Genomic DNA, 15,709 nt, shown 5'->3' with positions numbered 1-15,709 from the left:
CTCAAGATTCGCTCGACTTGCATGTATTAGGCACGCCGCCAGCGTTCGTCCTGAGCCAGGATCAAACTCTCCAAGAAAGTTGATATAGCTCATTTTGTTACGTTGGCTTAGCTTTTATAAAAAGCTAAAAAATTGTTTGTTGACGTTCTTGTTTGTTTAGTTTTCAAAGATCGACTTTTCATTATCGCTCAAAAGCGACTTGATTAATATACCACTAATCAGCTACTAAAGTCAATAACTTTTTTAAGTGTTTGTTTGTCGCTTGTGACGACTTTTAATATATTACAGGACATCAATCATTTGGTCAATAGTTTTTTTAAAGATTATCAAATTGATTTTTTTATGTAATGAAAAACCGCTGTTGCCAGCGGTTTTTCTTACTAGATAATATATTTTTGGATTGCAGCCAATGCCACTAAACCCGGGATTCCCAGAAAGCCAGATATAGCTGAAGTAGTAAAGTTTATTGGTACATGGATACCAAAGCTATTTCCAGCAGTATTAAGGAAAAATAATAAAATAGCGCCAATTAACAATTTAACCACCGCTTGGCCAATAAACCTCACTGGCTTAAAAGGGGCCCCTGAAAATAAAAGAATAAGTACGAGCCCGCCTAATATCGAAATGATTACTATTGGTTCCAAAAAAGCTATCCCCCTTCAATCTTCTTTTTATAACAACATATGTACAAGTTATAAAAAATAGACCTTGAATAGGAATAGCATTATCCTTACCTCTTTATACTTACTTGTCTTTCTTTTGCTTCTCTTAATAGAAAGAAGTATTTTATTTGAGCAATTTTCGCCTGACAAATTGCTTCCTCTGAAGGATCAAAGCTTTTATCCATCAATTGCTTTTGCCTCTGCCACTGTTCTTTATATTCCTGTAACTGCGTTAAAAGTTTTTCATCAAACTCTTTTCGCAGCCATCCTTTACGCTTAAAAAACATCATAACTCCCCCGGTACGGTCTAGCTGTTGCCCCGCCAACTGCCTTTTTCCCTAGGAAAAAATGAACTGCTTTTTTCCCTGACGCGGCACTTCCGCTACTCAATTAAAGTTCTCTTCTTCCCTCAAGGGCCTTAGATAAAGTAACCTCATCCGCATATTCAAGATCTCCTCCAACTGGAAGACCATGGGCTATCCGGGTAACTTTAATTCCCGATGGTTTGAGCAAACGAGAAATATACATGGCAGTTGCCTCTCCCTCGATATTCGGATTCGTCGCTAAGATAACTTCTTGTACAGTTTCATCATGGAGACGCTTTAGTAGATCTGGAATATTAATATCCTCTGGACCAATTCCATCCATAGGTGAAATAGCGCCCTGCAGGACATGGTACATCCCATTAAATTCTTTCATTTTTTCCATTGCGATGACATCCTTTGGATCTTGGACAACACAAATGGTACTTTTATCTCGGCGTTGATCTTCACAAATAAAGCATGGATCCTGATCGGTAATATGACCGCAGACAGAACAATATGTTAAATTACGCTTAGCGTTCACTAGTGCCTTGGCAAAATCCAGCACAGTATCTTCCTTCATGCTCAAAACAAAAAAAGCCAAACGGGCTGCTGTTTTAGGCCCGATACCTGGAAGCTTCATAAAGCTGTCGATCAACTTAGAAATCGGTTCTGGATAGTGCATTATTTATTATTCCTCTCCTAGAAAAGCGTATGCGCCTTTCAAAAGGCGCATACGCTGGTCATCAATATTTTAAAAAGGCAGGTTCATGCCTTTTGTAAATTGGCCCATCGTATTGTTTGTGAGCTCTTCTACTTTTTTAAGCGCATCATTCGTTGCCGCTAAAACAAGGTCTTGCAGCATTTCGATGTCGTCTGGATCAACTGCTTCTGGTTTAATTTGAACGTCTACCACTTCTTTATGGCCAGTTACGATAACAGTCACCATACCTCCGCCTGCTGTTCCTTCAATCTTTTGCTGGCCCAATTCTTCTTGTGCCTCAGCCATTTTCTTTTGCATTTTTTGCATTTGTTTCATCATATTTTGCATATTACCCATTCCACCACGCATAAATTGTCAACCTCCAAAGTATTAGTCAATGATTTCTACAAATTCAGCACCAAATAGATTTTTTGCTTCTGCTATATGCAGTTCTTCTTCGTGTTTAGAACCTGGTACTTCTCCCTCGGCATGATGCTGAGTGCTTAAAAAGTTTTCTCGAATTGATAACCATTGCTCTTCGGGAACGCCAAGGACTAAATATCTATTTCCGGTTAGTTCCTGTAGAGTAAGCGAAACCGTCTCGACAAAACGGTTATTATCCATTGCCATCTGGCAGTGAATTTCATGTTTAAATTTTAAAATAAAAGCATTAGCAGAAGCAGCAACTGGCTCCGCCTCGTTTAATAAAGCGGCCTGAGATTTCATTAATCTCGCTCTCATTTCGCCCCATTTGCTCTTAATTTGGTTTAATTCATTCTTTGTTGCATTCTTCAATACTTCGTTAATTCTTCCAACCGCAGGCTGGAATCCTTTTCTTGAAGATCTTTGCGCAGGCTTTTGTACAGCAGCCTGTGGTACATTTTCTTGAACACCAGTAAGCCCATTGGCCTTTAGTTGTTGGAGTTCATGTTCTAGCTGTTCTATCTTTGCAACTAGCTGTGATAGTTGTCCTGAAGACATTTGCTCGATCTGTCTGACTTCGGTTTGACACAGCTTAACAATCGCAACTTCCAGGAAAATCCTCGGATGGTTCGTCCATCTCATATCCTGCTGGGTTTTATTTAATAATTCAATCAGCTGATAAATCTGATCATATGGTACAGCTTCAGCTAATTGACGAAACTCCTCATCTAGCAAGACACGATCTAATGACTCTTCAAGATTGGGTGCTGTTTTGTATAACAGCATATCTCGATAAAATAATATAAAATCCTCAATAAATCTTGCTGGGTCTTTCCCATGAAATAATAATTCCTCTAAAGCTCCTAGTCCGCTGGCTACATCCTTTTCAATAACTGCTTTGGCAAGCTTATTTAAAAATCCTTGTGAAACAGAGCCTGTAACCGTCAATGCATCTTCAACCGTCACTCGTTCCTGACTAAAGGAAATCGCTTGGTCTAAAAGACTTAATGCGTCACGCATACCACCTTCAGCTGCTCGAGCAATCATTTTTAAAGCGTCTTCTTCACAATCAACACCCGTTTCATCGACGATTAACTTCATACGATTTACAATGGATTGGGCAGTAATCCGTCTAAAATCAAATCGTTGGCACCTAGAGATAATGGTTAAGGGTATTTTGTGCGGCTCGGTCGTAGCTAAGATGAAAATAACATGTCTTGGCGGCTCCTCCAACGTTTTTAGTAAAGCATTGAAGGCGCTAATCGAAAGCATATGCACTTCATCAATAATATAGACCTTGAAGTTAACAGAGGTTGGAGCGAACTTTACCTTATCTAGAACATCGCGCATTTCTTCTACCCGAGAGTTAGAGGCTGCGTCAAATTCGAGCACATCGGATATCGTTCCATTGGTAATACCCTTACAGGCGTCACACTCATTACAGGGTTCAGAAACCGGTGATCGCTCACAATTTACTGCTTTCGCTAGTATTTTTGCAGCACTGGTTTTACCTGTTCCTCGCGGTCCGTTAAATAGATACGCATGGGAAATTTTTTGCTGAAGTAGGGCGTTTTGCAATGTTTGGGTAACATGTTCTTGTCCTACTACATCAATAAATGTTTGCGGCCGCCAAACACGATATAAAGCCTGATAAGCCAAAAACATCGCCCCCTTCAAAAATTTCTATCCTATTCATTATAGCGTATCCCTTTTCTATTTTACAAAGAGAATACAAAAAAACTCATCTCTTATTTAAGATGAGTTGTCTTTTACTAATTAGCTGCCGTGCACCTTCCGTCGACTTCGCACCCATAGGCGCTGCTTAAGCAGTTAGCTCGGCCCAGGCAACCCTGCGGCACATGGAAGCTTCCACTTAATGCTGCTTCCTTCCGGACCTGACATGGTTCATGGATTCCCATTGCGCAGGACCCGGGCGTCAACACCACTTACTTAAGGCGGACCCTACAGGATACCAGCCTCGGGAAGGAGTTCAGCCTCGCTAGAGCGGATTGCGAGTACAGGGCACCGCTACCTCCCCACCTAGCACGGCAAAGTTGATAATGCTTTTAGTGCGTCTCTTTGACGCCTTCTTAGTATACTAAGATTCCAAAAAAAAATCAATCATTATCAACTGTAAATTATTGTATGGTTTATTTTTTCGCTCGTTTTCTTCTTTCTCGAAGCTGGCGAAAGAAGTCTGTTAATAGCTGACCACATTCTGCTTCCAATACACCACTTGTGACTTCACTTTGATGATTAAACCGCTCATCCTGTAATAAGTTCATAAATGTCCCTGCACAGCCTCCTTTTGGATCTGTGGCTCCATAGACTACTCTTTTGACCCTAGAAAGGATAATAGCACCAGAGCACATCGCACAGGGCTCCAATGTGACATACAGACTCGCATTCTCGAGTCGCCATGTACCTGTTTCTTGACACGCCTGCTCGATCGCCAAAACTTCCGCATGGGCGACGGCACTTTGATTCGTTTCTCGCAGATTATGTGCGCGGGAAATAATTTTTCCATCGATAACAATGACTGCTCCAATGGGAACCTCTAAAAGCGCTTCTGCCTTTCGCGCTTCTTTTATAGCTTCCTTCATATAATACTCATCTGAAAAGTCTTCTATTGTCATAGGTATACCGCCAATCAATATCTTCATTTCCACTAGGGCTATTGAAATTTTTACCCATTATATCATGAATCCATAATCTTTCTCATAAAATAGTTGTAGCGTTTTTGCTAAGGAGGGGAAAAAGATGCAAATTCATATTGTGAAAAGTAACGAATCATTAACGACCATTGCCAGGTCATACAATACAACTGTTAATGATATTGTTGAAGCAAATGACATCCCTAATCCAAATAATCTTGTTGTCGGTCAAGCAATGGTGATTCCTATCGTCGGCCATTTTTATTATGTAAAGCCGGGAGACAGTCTATGGTCGATTGGCCAAGAAACAGGTGTACCTTATCAACAAATTGCTTCAGTGAATCGTATTTCTCTAAACCAGCAGCTTTATGTCGGCTTTCGCCTATATATCCCTCAAGCACCCAAAAAAAGAGCAGAGTTTAATGCCTATGTAGAACCCCGTGGCACATCTGTGGCCCCCATACTAGAGTCCAGCGCACGGGAAGCAGCTCCTTATTTAACTTATCTGGCCCCATTCAGCTTTCAAGCTCTTCGGGATGGATCTTTAAAGGAACCCTTATTAAATAATTTCCCTGCCATTGCGAGAGCCAATCGAAATGTTTTAATGATGGTCATCAATAACCAAGAAAATGATCAATTTAACGATGAATTAGGCCGCATTTTACTGAATGATATCCCAATTCAAGATAGATTCTTAAATAATATTGTGGCTACCGCAAAGAAATACGGGTTTCGAGATATTCATTTTGATTTTGAATTTATACGGCCCGCAGACCGTGAAGCCTATAACGCATTTTTACGAAAGGCAAAGGCACGGTTCCAAAGGGAGGGCTGGTTAATGTCAACTGCCCTTGCCCCTAAAACAAGTGCTACACAAAAGGGAAAGTGGTATGAAGGCCATGACTATCGAGCACACGGTCAGATTGCTGATTTTGTTGTTATTATGACCTACGAGTGGGGCTATAGTGGCGGTCCTGCCATGGCTGTTTCCCCCATTGATCAGGTTCGGAAAGTGTTAGAATATGCATTAACGGAAATGCCCCCGAATAAAATTATGATGGGACAGAACCTATATGGCTACGACTGGACACTCCCGTTTGTTCAAGGCACTGTAGCAAAAGCAGTTAGTCCGCAGCAAGCGATTGAACTTGCAGCTAGATACAAGGTTCCGATTCAGTATGATACAAAGGCACAGGCTCCTTTCTTCCGATATACTGCAGAAGACGGCAAGCAGCATGAAGTTTGGTTCGAGGATGCCCGCTCCATTCAAGCAAAGTTTAATTTGATTAAAGAGTTAAATATAAGGGGAATGAGTTATTGGAAACTCGGCTTAGCATTTCCACAAAATTGGCTGTTAATTACCGAAAATTTTAATGTAGTTAAAAGAAGTTAAATTTTTTTCAAAACATAAACTGCCGTCATTCGGCAGTTTTTTCATATTAACGACATGAAAATTAATTCTTCTATAATTTCCATATCCCTTCCTGTGTCAGATTATGATAATATAATATTTGTGCCAAAAAGAACTTTGAAAAAAAGTTACCGGTTTTTTACTGGTTAAACATAGAAATTGCAGGCAGTTAGAGAAGGAGGACCGTAAAAATGGGGTATACTCCGTTTATTACCGTTGAAGGGCCGATTGGTGTTGGCAAGACATCTCTTGCAAAAGCCATTTCAGATCAATTTAATTTTGCATTATTAAAAGAAATCGTTGATGAAAACCCATTTTTAGGGAAGTTTTATGACAATATTGAGGAATGGAGTTTCCAAACAGAAATGTTTTTCCTCTGCAATCGTTATAAGCAATTAGGGGATATTAATACCCACTTCCTAAGTAAAAGTCAGGCTGTAGTAGCCGACTACAATATTCTAAAGAACTTAATTTTTGCCCAGCGGACATTAAGCCCCGATGAATATCAAAAATACTATAAAATATATCAACTTCTTACGGAAGACATGCCAAAGCCGAATGTGATTATTTATTTAAATGCAAGTCTTGATACTCTTCTTAAGAGAATCAAAATAAGAGGACGCGAAGTAGAGAAAAATATCAGCCCCTTATATTTAGAACAGCTCTCGATTGACTACGAGCAAACCATCACGAGCTTTGAGCAAACACATCCAGACATTCCTGTTCTTCGTTTTAATGGTGATGAAATAGATTTTGTTAAAAATGAAGCGGACTTAAACTTAATCATTGAAAAGCTTAAAGGATCATTAAAGAAAAGCAGCACGACAAACACACAGGTAAGAATTGGGGGATGTAAGTGAGTATCGTTATTGGTGGTATGATAGGTCTTGGTAAAACAAGTGTGGCTGATACATTAAATGCACATTTTCAAAGCAGAGGAATTGAGAGTAAGGTTTTTTATGAAGCTGTCGATAATAATCCGATACTTCCGCTCTATTATGAACTAACTCCAGAAGAACTCGATGCAAGAAGAATACCATTTCTGTTACAATTATTTTTCTTAAACAAACGTTTTAAAACGGTAAAGGATTGTGTAAGTTGGAATGAACCTATTTATACGATTCAGGATCGTTCCATCTACGAAGATTGGTACTTTGCCTATGTAAATAAAAATCTGGGCAGAATTTCTGAACTTGAATTTAAAATATATGAAGACCTTGTTGAAAACATGATGGAAGAGTTAAATGAACTTCCAAAGAAAGCTCCTGACTTAATGGTTTACTTAAAAGGTTCTTTCGATACAGTCATTGATCGAATCATGTCACGGGGCAGAAGCTTTGAAATTAACCCTGAACTGAAAGAATATTATTTTGAGGTTTGGAAGGGTTATGATGAGTGGGTTATTAATAATTATAATGCCAGCGATGTTCTGATCGTCGATATGGATCATACAGATGTAGTGAAGCGCCCAGAAGATGCGCTAAGAGTTTGCCGTGAAGTCGATGAACGTCTAAAAGGAATTTTAAATATAACAAAAGCACATATTGGTTAATCCAATATGTGCTTCTTTTTTAAAAAAAGGCGGTGTTAAACTTGGCTGTTGATTTGAGCTCCAGGTTATAAAATCAACAGTATCACTTAGCACAGCCTTTAAAAAATAAAAAAAATCCGTCCAATTTCTTGGACAGATTTTATATCTCCAGTTTTATGCGCGAACATTTTAAAATTAATGGAGGAGGAAGAGGGATTCGAACCCCCGCGCGGTATGACCCGCCTGTCGGTTTTCAAGACCGATCCCTTCAGCCAGACTTGGGTATTCCTCCGTGTTGACAAGAAATATAATACCACATACTTTTTACCCCTGTCAACACTATTATTGAATTTTTTTAATCTGGATTAATAACTTCTTTATTCCCCATATATGGACGTAATACATTAGGGATAACAACACTGCCATCTGCCTGTTGATAATTTTCTAGGATAGCTGCAACTGTTCTGCCAATTGCTAAACCAGATCCATTTAACGTATGAACATGTTCAGGTTTTGCCTTTGGGTCACGACGGAAACGGATATTGGCACGGCGGGCTTGGAAAGCTTCAAAGTTACTGCAAGAAGAAATCTCTCGGTATGTGCCATAGCTTGGAATCCAAACTTCAATATCATACTTCTTAGCAGCCGTAAAGCCAAGGTCACCTGTACACATGCTCAGTACACGATATGGCAGTTCAAGTAATTGCAGCACACGTTCTGCATCACTTGTCAGCTTTTCCAGCTCCTCATAAGAATCCTCTGGCTTAACAAACTTCACAAGCTCTACTTTATTGAATTGGTGCTGACGAATTAAACCGCGCGTGTCACGACCTGCAGAGCCAGCTTCAGAACGGAAGCATGCGCTGTACGCCGCAAAGCGGATAGGAAGCTCATCACCGCTTAAGATTTCATCGCGGTGGAGATTGGTGACAGGCACCTCCGCAGTTGGAATTAAAAAGTAATCTTCATTTTCAATTAAAAATGCATCTTCAGCAAATTTCGGCAGTTGACCAGTCCCCGTCATGCTCGCACGGTTGACCATATATGGCGGTAAAATTTCTTTATAGCCATGTTCGTCGACATGCAGGTCAAGCATAAAGTTCATTAGCGCACGCTCTAAACGAGCTCCAAGGCCTTTATAAAAGACGAAGCGGCTGCCAGTAACTTTGCCCGCACGTTCAAAATCAAGGATGCCTAAGTGGTCAGCCACATCCCAGTGCGGCTTCACTTCAAATTCGAAGTCACGAACTTGACCCCATTTTCTAATTTCAACATTTTCGTCCTCTGTTTCACCAACGGGAACACTTTCATGAGGAATATTTGGAATACTCATTAACAACAAATCAAGCGTTTCCTCGACACTGCGGAGCTCGTCATCCAATACTTTAATCCTATCGCCCACCTCACGCATCTCCACAATGAGATGGTCAGCGGGAGCTTTTTCTCGCTTTAAAGCAGCTACCTGCTGTGAGACCTCATTTCGTTTGCTTTTCAACTGTTCAGCCTCAACAATTAAATCCCGTCTGCGCTGATCAAGGTCCTCAAATTTCCCAAGATCGGTTAAGTCCTCACCGCGATGTTGGAGCTTTTCCTTCACCTCTGCAAAATTAGCACGTAATAATTTAATGTCTAGCATCTTTCATCACTCCTATAGTAAAAATAAATACAAAAAACTCCCGTCCCCAAAAACAGGGACGAGAGTTACCCGCGTTACCACCCTGGTTGACAGTAATTTAGTCTGTCCACCTTGAAAAAAATTAACGGTTTTTACCGAAAGTACTTACTGACCCAATAGGGCGTTCCATACCTTGCTCGAGGAGGGATTCACAAGCTTCAAACACCGATTTACACCAGCCACCGGCTCTCTTTAGATTGAACTTCCTGTTACTTGTTCCTCTCATTGCTTTAACATATTTAATTGTCTTTTAATTTACTATAATTATCCACCAAATGCAACCAGATTATACAAGTTGTTTTGCTTTTGCTTCTTTAACCATCTCGACAAAGTAAGCCGTAAGGTGATGCTGATCGGTTAATTCAGGATGGAAGGAGCAGCCGAGGTATTGTCCTTCTCTTGCTGCGACAATACGGTCATTATGCTTTGAAAGGATTTCTACTTCTTCCCCTGCCTCCACGATATGAGGAGCACGGATAAACACTGCTGGAAAGTTGTCGGCTACATCCTTGATCGCGAGGTCCGCCTCGAAGCTATCTACTTGGCGCCCGAACGAATTGCGTTCAACCGTAATGTCCATCACACCAATATGTGGTTCATGGCCAACTAGATTTTTAGCTAAAAGTATCAGACCTGCACATGTACCGAACATAGGTTTACCTCCAGCTGCAAATTCCTTCAAGGCATCCATAAAGTTATATTTATCTATCAACCGCCTCATCGCCGTGCTTTCACCGCCAGGAAGGATCAAGCCATCTACATCTTTTAATTCTTCCACTTTCTTAATGGCCATTCCCTCTGCACCACATGCTTCCACAGAACGTAGATGTTCGCGAACGGCACCTTGTAGAGCTAGTACTCCTATTTTAATCATTACCAACCACGTTCCTGCATACGATTTTCAGGTGCTAATGAAGAAATTTCAATCCCTTTCATTGGCGTTCCTAGGTCCTTTGAAAGCTCTGCAATTAATTTATAGTCTTGGTAATGTGTTGTAGCTTCGACAATGGCTCTTGCAAATTTAGCAGGATTCTCTGATTTAAAGATACCTGATCCTACAAATACACCATCAGCACCTAACTCCATCATCAATGCTGCATCTGCAGGAGTTGCTACACCGCCTGCTGCAAAGTTAACGACTGGCAGACGACCAAGGCGCTTAATTTCAAGAAGTAACTCAAATGGTGCTCCTAATAGTTTCGCTTCTGTCATAAGCTCATCTACATTCATTCCTACAACTTTACGAACCTGTCCATTTACCTTACGCATATGGCGTACGGCCTCAACGATATTTCCTGTTCCAGGTTCACCTTTTGTACGGAGCATAGAAGCCCCTTCACCAATCCTGCGGGCAGCCTCACCAAGGTCGCGGCAGCCGCAAACAAATGGAACTGTGAAATCTTTCTTATATAAATGGTACTCTTCATCCGCTGGAGTTAAAACTTCACTCTCATCAATATAGTCAACTCCCATTGCTTCAAGAATACGTGCTTCAACAATATGGCCTATTCTTGCTTTTGCCATTACAGGGATTGATACAGCTTTAAGTACCTCTTCCATAATCCTTGGGTCCGCCATTCTAGCAACGCCGCCAGCCGCACGAATGTCAGAAGGTACACGCTCAAGAGCCATTACTGCAACTGCGCCTGCCTCTTCTGCGATTCTTGCCTGCTCTGCATTAATAACGTCCATAATGACGCCGCCTTTTTGCATTTCGGCCATTCCTCGTTTAACTCGATCTGTACCTGTTTTCACGATAAATCCTCCTCGTAAGTTCCACTTTTATAAATATTACAAAAAATTAACGTATAAATGTAGGAAATAGTGTTAATTCATTCGGAATTAGATTGTTCCCATAATGACATTAAAGCAACAAAAAAGGATCCCTGTCAAGACAAGAATCCTTTTGCTAAATATTCCCTAACTATTAAAACCAACCCTTAACGGTGGAAGAAATGCCTCCCCACAGGTTTCCAAAGAATCCGCCGATTCCCCTCATCATTAAGACAAACCAATTAGACTTCTCAACATTCTCCGCTGCAATGACGTCAACGGTAATGTTGTTTTTCCCTTTTTCAGTTATAAACCCTAGCGTCTCAGCCTCTTTAGCCTGGATGGATAAAGTTCCAACCTTTTCGCCCTTTTTAATCGGTGCAGTCAGTTCACCTTGTTTATTAACCTTCTTTTGATCAAGTGTTAAAATGGTCTCATAGTTATCCTTTTCCCCATTTTTCACCACCATATTAACGGCATCTTTTGTATATATTTTCACTTGTTTCTCTTTACCTTTGATTACAGGTATACTCTTTTTCCCTTTAACTTGATAATGCTTTGGAATAATTTCTTCTCTTTTAAAATTATTAAAAGCAAAATCAAGGATTTTTCTTGTTTCTCTGAATCGTTCGGTCTGCGAACTAGTATTCATCACAACGGATATAAATCTTTGACCGTCTCTAGAGGCTGTTCCGGTAAAATTGTACCCAGCAAAAGGAGTTGATCCTGTTTTTAAACCATCCAAACCATCATAAACAAATTGTTGATAATTTGGGTATCTATCCGCAATTTTTTTGTAGCCTTCTAACATCCAGTTCCAGTTGTCCATTACAAATTCATCTTCCGTACCCTTTGCAAAAATCTTTTCTGGAATGCTTGATGTCTCTAATACCTCTGGGAAATCATGTAATAAGCGAGATGCCAAGATTGCAACGTCTTTTGGTGACATTACATTTTCCTCGTCAGGATCTCCAACTATAGTAGGAAAGTGTTTTAACATATCACGATTATTTAAACCAGAAGAGTTTACAAACTTATACTTTTCCAGTCCAATTTCAGCGGCCTTTTTATTCATTAATTCTACGAACTTCGCTTCTGATCCCGCGACAATTTCAGAAATAGCTACGGTAGCAGCATTCGCAGATTCAATTGCCATGGCTGCATACAGGTCTTCTACTTTATATTTTCCTTCGACACGCAAATAGACATTACTTAAATCTTCATCATGAGACATTTTAGAAAGTTCAGGGGAAACAATGTACTCCTGATCCCATTTCACTTTACCTTCCTTTATGGCTTCTAAAAGTAAGTATTCTGTCATCATTTTTGTCATACTTGCAATTCCTAATACAGTTTCAGAATTCTTTTCGTATAAAATCCTGCCCGTTTCCTCATCAACCAATATGGCTCCAGCTGCTTTGACATCCAATGCAGCTGTTTCTGCTTTTGCTTTATTTATGCCTGTAAAAGTGCCAAAGAACAAGCTAATGGCCAAAGAACTGGCAAAAAGTTTGCGATAAAAATGTTTGTTCACAATAACGCCCTCCAACGATTTAATGCATTTTGGTTATTTTAACATAATTGGGGTTCAAATCATAGACAGAGGATAGGACTAGTTTTTTACAAAAAAAAGACAGAGAAGCGATGACTTCTCTGTTTGGGTTTATTATGATAATGAGTAATTTGGTGCTTCTTTTGTAATTTGGACATCATGAGGATGGCTTTCTCTTAATCCTGCTCCAGTCATTTTAATAAATTGAGCATTATTTCTTAATTCTTCTAGGTCCTTGGTTCCACAATAGCCCATCCCCGAACGGATACCACCAACTAATTGATAAATGGTTTCAGCTAGTGGGCCTTTATAAGGTAAACGGCCTTCAATTCCCTCTGGAACAAATTTCTTATTATCTTCCTGGAAGTAGCGATCCTTTGAACCCTTTTCCATTGCTGCAACAGAACCCATTCCACGGTATACCTTAAAGCGGCGCCCTTGGAAGATTTCGGTCTCCCCTGGACTCTCCGTTACCCCTGCCAGCATACTACCCAGCATAACAGCATGACCGCCTGCAGCTAGTGCCTTAACAATATCACCTGAATACTTAATCCCACCATCAGCGATAATCGTCTTACCAAGCTTCCTTGCCTCTGTAGCACAGTCATATACTGCCGTGATTTGTGGCACACCCACGCCTGCTACTACTCGGGTAGTACAAATCGAACCAGGACCTATGCCCACCTTAACAACATCTGCGCCTGCCTCAATCAATGCCGCTGTTGCTTCTCCAGTTGCCACATTTCCTGCAACAATTGTTAAATCTGGGTATTGACCTCTAATTTCCTTAACGGTATCGAACACACCCTTAGAATGTCCGTGCGCAGTATCGATAACAATCACATCCACATTTGCACTTACTAGTTTTTCAACTCTCAGCATCGTATCTTTTGTTACGCCGACTGCAGCACCAGCTAATAACCGGCCTTGGCTATCTTTTGCAGAGTTTGGAAACTCAATCACTTTCTCTATATCCTTAATAGTAATTAGTCCCTTTAATACACCTTGGTCATCCACAAGCGGAAGCTTTTCAATTTTATATTTTTGGAGTATTTTTTCCGCCTCTTTCAATGTGGTTCCGACAGGAGCTGTAACTAGGTTTTCTTTTGTCATAACATCGGATATTTTAAACGAGTAATCTTGAATAAAACGTAAGTCACGATTGGTGATAATCCCTACCAGTTTTTGCTCATCAAGATTATTGACAATTGGCACACCTGAAATTCGATATTTGCTCATTAAATGCTCAGCATCAAATACCTGATGCTCTGGAGTAAGGAAAAACGGATCGGTGATTACACCACTTTCTGACCTCTTAACTTTCTCAACCAGTTCAGCCTGCTGTTCAATGGTCATATTTTTATGTATGATTCCTATTCCACCCTGGCGAGCCATTGAAATTGCCATTTCAGCTTCTGTTACGGTGTCCATCCCTGCACTAATAATCGGGATATTTAACTTTACCTTAGGAGATAACTCCACTTGAAGACTTACATCGCGCGGCAAAACTTCCGATTTACCAGGAATTAATAAGACATCATCAAACGTTAAACCTTCTTTTGAAAATTTACTCTCCCACATTTTTATGGCCTCCAAGAAAAATTTTTTAATTGTAGGTTATCAATTGGACAAAATACTGTCAAGGATGTTGGTTTAATTTAATTTTTCTGAAAAAGGTGATTCGCATTGATCGTTGACTATAAAGGCTGGAAAAGCTACGCAAGTTTCTTTTCTGCAGAGCATTGTCAGTTATACTTAAAAAACAATTATAAAAAGTGGAATATAGATAATCCAGAACAAAAAAGTTATGAAAACTGCTATGCCTTTCTCTATTATCTCGAACATGGACAAATTTATTATCAACAGGCAGAAGATGCACCGCTTATTATAAAACCAATTCTTCTTTTTTATGGACTTGTACATTTAATAAAGGCATGCATTTTAACTGTTGATCCAGCTTATCCAGAAACGACATCTGTTTTAGCGCATGGAGTTTCAACGCGAAAAAGAAAAAAGCAAAACTACCAATTTTTCCAAGATGAGGTGAAATTTCAAAAAAACGGGCTGTTCCCCTTTATGTCCGAGAAAATGTTTCATATGAAGCAATTAGAAGGAGATAAGATTACGATGGAAGAGCTGCTTGAGCTGATTCCTGAATTAGATGACTTATTTGTGGTACATGAGTCCAAAAGCACATTTACCCCCATATATACTCAAAATGGGCAATCAGTAGTACCAGAAAAAATCCTCGACCTTTATCATATGACCGAGGATAGGGTAAAGGAATTTCTTTCAACTAAGTCAGGCAATCAAATTGAGTTTTCAAGTGAAGGCCTTATGTTTCAATTTAATAAAAGTTCATTTGCGGGGATTTCTCCGATCAAATTAAACCTAGAAAGTAATTCTTATGTACTCCCCCTAAAGAAGGAGAATTTATGTTTGTTTCCAGAACTAATGGTTCATTATCTTTTACTGTATAATCTTAGTATGATTGCACGATATGAAACGGAATGGTGGAGCGAATTAACAAAAATGATGCCCAATCGTGACTATCCATTTATAAAAACTTTTTTGGATATTACCTTGGAGAAGAGTCCATTTTTAGTTTATGAGTATTTGATGAGAGGGGTTAGTATTTAGGAAAAGTGGCTTCATTGGAATGGTTAAGGGCTAAGGGTTATTCGTTACCGGTTTCTCTAAAATTGTCACCGTGCGGGCACCTATAGCCTCTATTGGTTACCAGTTTCTCTAATATCGTCGCCGCGCGGGCACCTATAGCCTCTATTGGTTACCAGTTTCTCTGAAATTGTCGCCGCGCGGGCACCTATAGCCTCTATTGGTTACCGGTTTCTCTAATATCGTCACCGCGCGAGCACGATGTCGTCCCGGAAAACATAAAAAAACACAACCCACATCAGGTTGTGTTTCGTTTTGCCTGGCAACGTCCTACTCTCACAGGGACAAAGTCCCAACTACCATCGGCGCAAAGAAGCTTAACTTCCGTGTTCGGTATGGGAACGGGT

General features: G+C 40.1%; 15 protein-coding genes, 1 tRNA gene, 2 rRNA genes, 1 other RNA gene and 1 other annotated feature. Of the genes, 4 read left to right on the top strand and 15 right to left on the bottom strand.

The genetic code is table 11. The annotated features are described in order from the left end of the window. The 8 genes from BLR86_RS25235 to tadA form a co-directional block, all read right to left on the bottom strand. A 16S ribosomal RNA gene (locus BLR86_RS25235) occupies positions 1 to 77 on the bottom strand; the annotation flags it as partial. Positions 78 to 380: 303 nt separating this feature from the next. Continuing rightward, on the bottom strand, positions 381 to 644 hold the full coding sequence (locus BLR86_RS25230; RefSeq protein WP_090768481.1) for a pro-sigmaK processing inhibitor BofA family protein: 264 nt from the start codon (positions 642 to 644) through the stop codon (positions 381 to 383). A gap of 86 nt (positions 645 to 730) precedes the next feature. Continuing rightward, a complete protein-coding gene (locus tag BLR86_RS25225; protein WP_090768479.1) occupies positions 731 to 949 on the bottom strand; it encodes a YaaL family protein in 219 nt (72 codons plus the stop codon). A 103-nt stretch (positions 950 to 1,052) separates the two neighbouring features. Beyond that, entirely contained in the window at positions 1,053 to 1,649 is a 597-nt protein-coding gene (recR, locus tag BLR86_RS25220) for a recombination mediator RecR (protein ID WP_090768476.1), read from the bottom strand. A gap of 69 nt (positions 1,650 to 1,718) precedes the next feature. Further along, positions 1,719 to 2,036: a YbaB/EbfC family nucleoid-associated protein gene (locus BLR86_RS25215; RefSeq protein WP_045519285.1), complete on the bottom strand. Its 318-nt coding sequence runs from the start codon at positions 2,034 to 2,036 to the stop codon at positions 1,719 to 1,721. A gap of 21 nt (positions 2,037 to 2,057) precedes the next feature. Next, a complete protein-coding gene (dnaX, locus tag BLR86_RS25210; protein ID WP_090768472.1) occupies positions 2,058 to 3,749 on the bottom strand; it encodes a DNA polymerase III subunit gamma/tau in 1,692 nt (563 codons plus the stop codon). Positions 3,750 to 3,873: 124 nt separating this feature from the next. Next, positions 3,874 to 4,139, bottom strand: an RNA gene (ffs, locus tag BLR86_RS25205) — signal recognition particle sRNA large type. Between the two features lie 101 nt (positions 4,140 to 4,240). After that, on the bottom strand, positions 4,241 to 4,753 hold the full coding sequence (tadA, locus tag BLR86_RS25200) for a tRNA adenosine(34) deaminase TadA (protein ID WP_254782455.1): 513 nt from the start codon (positions 4,751 to 4,753) through the stop codon (positions 4,241 to 4,243). Between the two features lie 97 nt (positions 4,754 to 4,850). Here tadA and BLR86_RS25195 point away from each other — a divergent pair, with 97 nt between their 5' ends. From BLR86_RS25195 to BLR86_RS25185, 3 genes are all read left to right on the top strand, one after another. After that, the gene (locus BLR86_RS25195) at positions 4,851 to 6,137 is read left to right on the top strand and encodes a glycoside hydrolase family 18 protein (RefSeq protein WP_090768466.1); all 1,287 of its coding nucleotides are present in this window, start codon (positions 4,851 to 4,853) and stop codon (positions 6,135 to 6,137) included. Positions 6,138 to 6,346: 209 nt separating this feature from the next. Continuing rightward, complete coding sequence (locus tag BLR86_RS25190) at positions 6,347 to 7,015, top strand: deoxynucleoside kinase (RefSeq protein WP_090768463.1); 669 nt, start codon at positions 6,347 to 6,349, stop codon at positions 7,013 to 7,015. Next, entirely contained in the window at positions 7,012 to 7,707 is a 696-nt protein-coding gene (locus tag BLR86_RS25185) for a deoxynucleoside kinase (protein ID WP_090768460.1), read from the top strand. Before BLR86_RS25190 ends, BLR86_RS25185 begins: the two co-directional genes overlap by 4 nt. A 178-nt stretch (positions 7,708 to 7,885) precedes the next feature. Here the strand turns inward: BLR86_RS25185 and BLR86_RS25180 are convergent. From BLR86_RS25180 to guaB, 6 genes are all read right to left on the bottom strand, one after another. Next, a tRNA-Ser gene (locus tag BLR86_RS25180) sits at positions 7,886 to 7,978 on the bottom strand. 63 nt (positions 7,979 to 8,041) lie between these two features. Then, positions 8,042 to 9,322, bottom strand: coding sequence for a serine--tRNA ligase (gene serS / locus BLR86_RS25175; RefSeq protein WP_090768456.1), 1,281 nt, complete (start codon positions 9,320 to 9,322; stop codon positions 8,042 to 8,044). A gap of 51 nt (positions 9,323 to 9,373) precedes the next feature. Further along, positions 9,374 to 9,596: a binding site (T-box leader), on the bottom strand. 51 nt (positions 9,597 to 9,647) lie between these two features. After that, entirely contained in the window at positions 9,648 to 10,235 is a 588-nt protein-coding gene (pdxT, locus tag BLR86_RS25170; RefSeq protein WP_090768452.1) for a pyridoxal 5'-phosphate synthase glutaminase subunit PdxT, read from the bottom strand. After that, positions 10,235 to 11,119 (bottom strand): pyridoxal 5'-phosphate synthase lyase subunit PdxS, encoded by an 885-nt coding sequence (pdxS, locus tag BLR86_RS25165; RefSeq protein WP_175493052.1) that lies wholly within the window; start codon positions 11,117 to 11,119, stop codon positions 10,235 to 10,237. Before pdxS ends, pdxT begins: the two co-directional genes overlap by 1 nt. 169 nt (positions 11,120 to 11,288) lie before the next feature. Continuing rightward, positions 11,289 to 12,668: a D-alanyl-D-alanine carboxypeptidase family protein gene (locus tag BLR86_RS25160; RefSeq protein WP_090768446.1), complete on the bottom strand. Its 1,380-nt coding sequence runs from the start codon at positions 12,666 to 12,668 to the stop codon at positions 11,289 to 11,291. 132 nt (positions 12,669 to 12,800) lie between these two features. Next, positions 12,801 to 14,267, bottom strand: a complete 1,467-nt coding sequence (guaB, locus tag BLR86_RS25155) for an IMP dehydrogenase (protein ID WP_090768443.1) — start codon at positions 14,265 to 14,267, stop codon at positions 12,801 to 12,803. A 105-nt stretch (positions 14,268 to 14,372) separates the two neighbouring features. Between guaB and BLR86_RS25150 the strand changes: the two genes are divergently transcribed. Continuing rightward, complete coding sequence (locus BLR86_RS25150) at positions 14,373 to 15,326, top strand: YaaC family protein (protein ID WP_090768440.1); 954 nt, start codon at positions 14,373 to 14,375, stop codon at positions 15,324 to 15,326. 293 nt (positions 15,327 to 15,619) lie between these two features. Here the strand turns inward: BLR86_RS25150 and rrf are convergent. Next, positions 15,620 to 15,709, bottom strand: a 5S ribosomal RNA gene (gene rrf, locus BLR86_RS25145); the annotation flags it as partial.

The organism is Bacillus sp. OK048, from assembly GCF_900103525.1.
Lineage (GTDB): Bacteria > Bacillota > Bacilli > Bacillales > Cytobacillaceae > Neobacillus.
The sequence above is the reverse complement of the archived record's forward strand: the minus strand, read 5'-3'. Positions and strand labels throughout refer to the sequence as shown.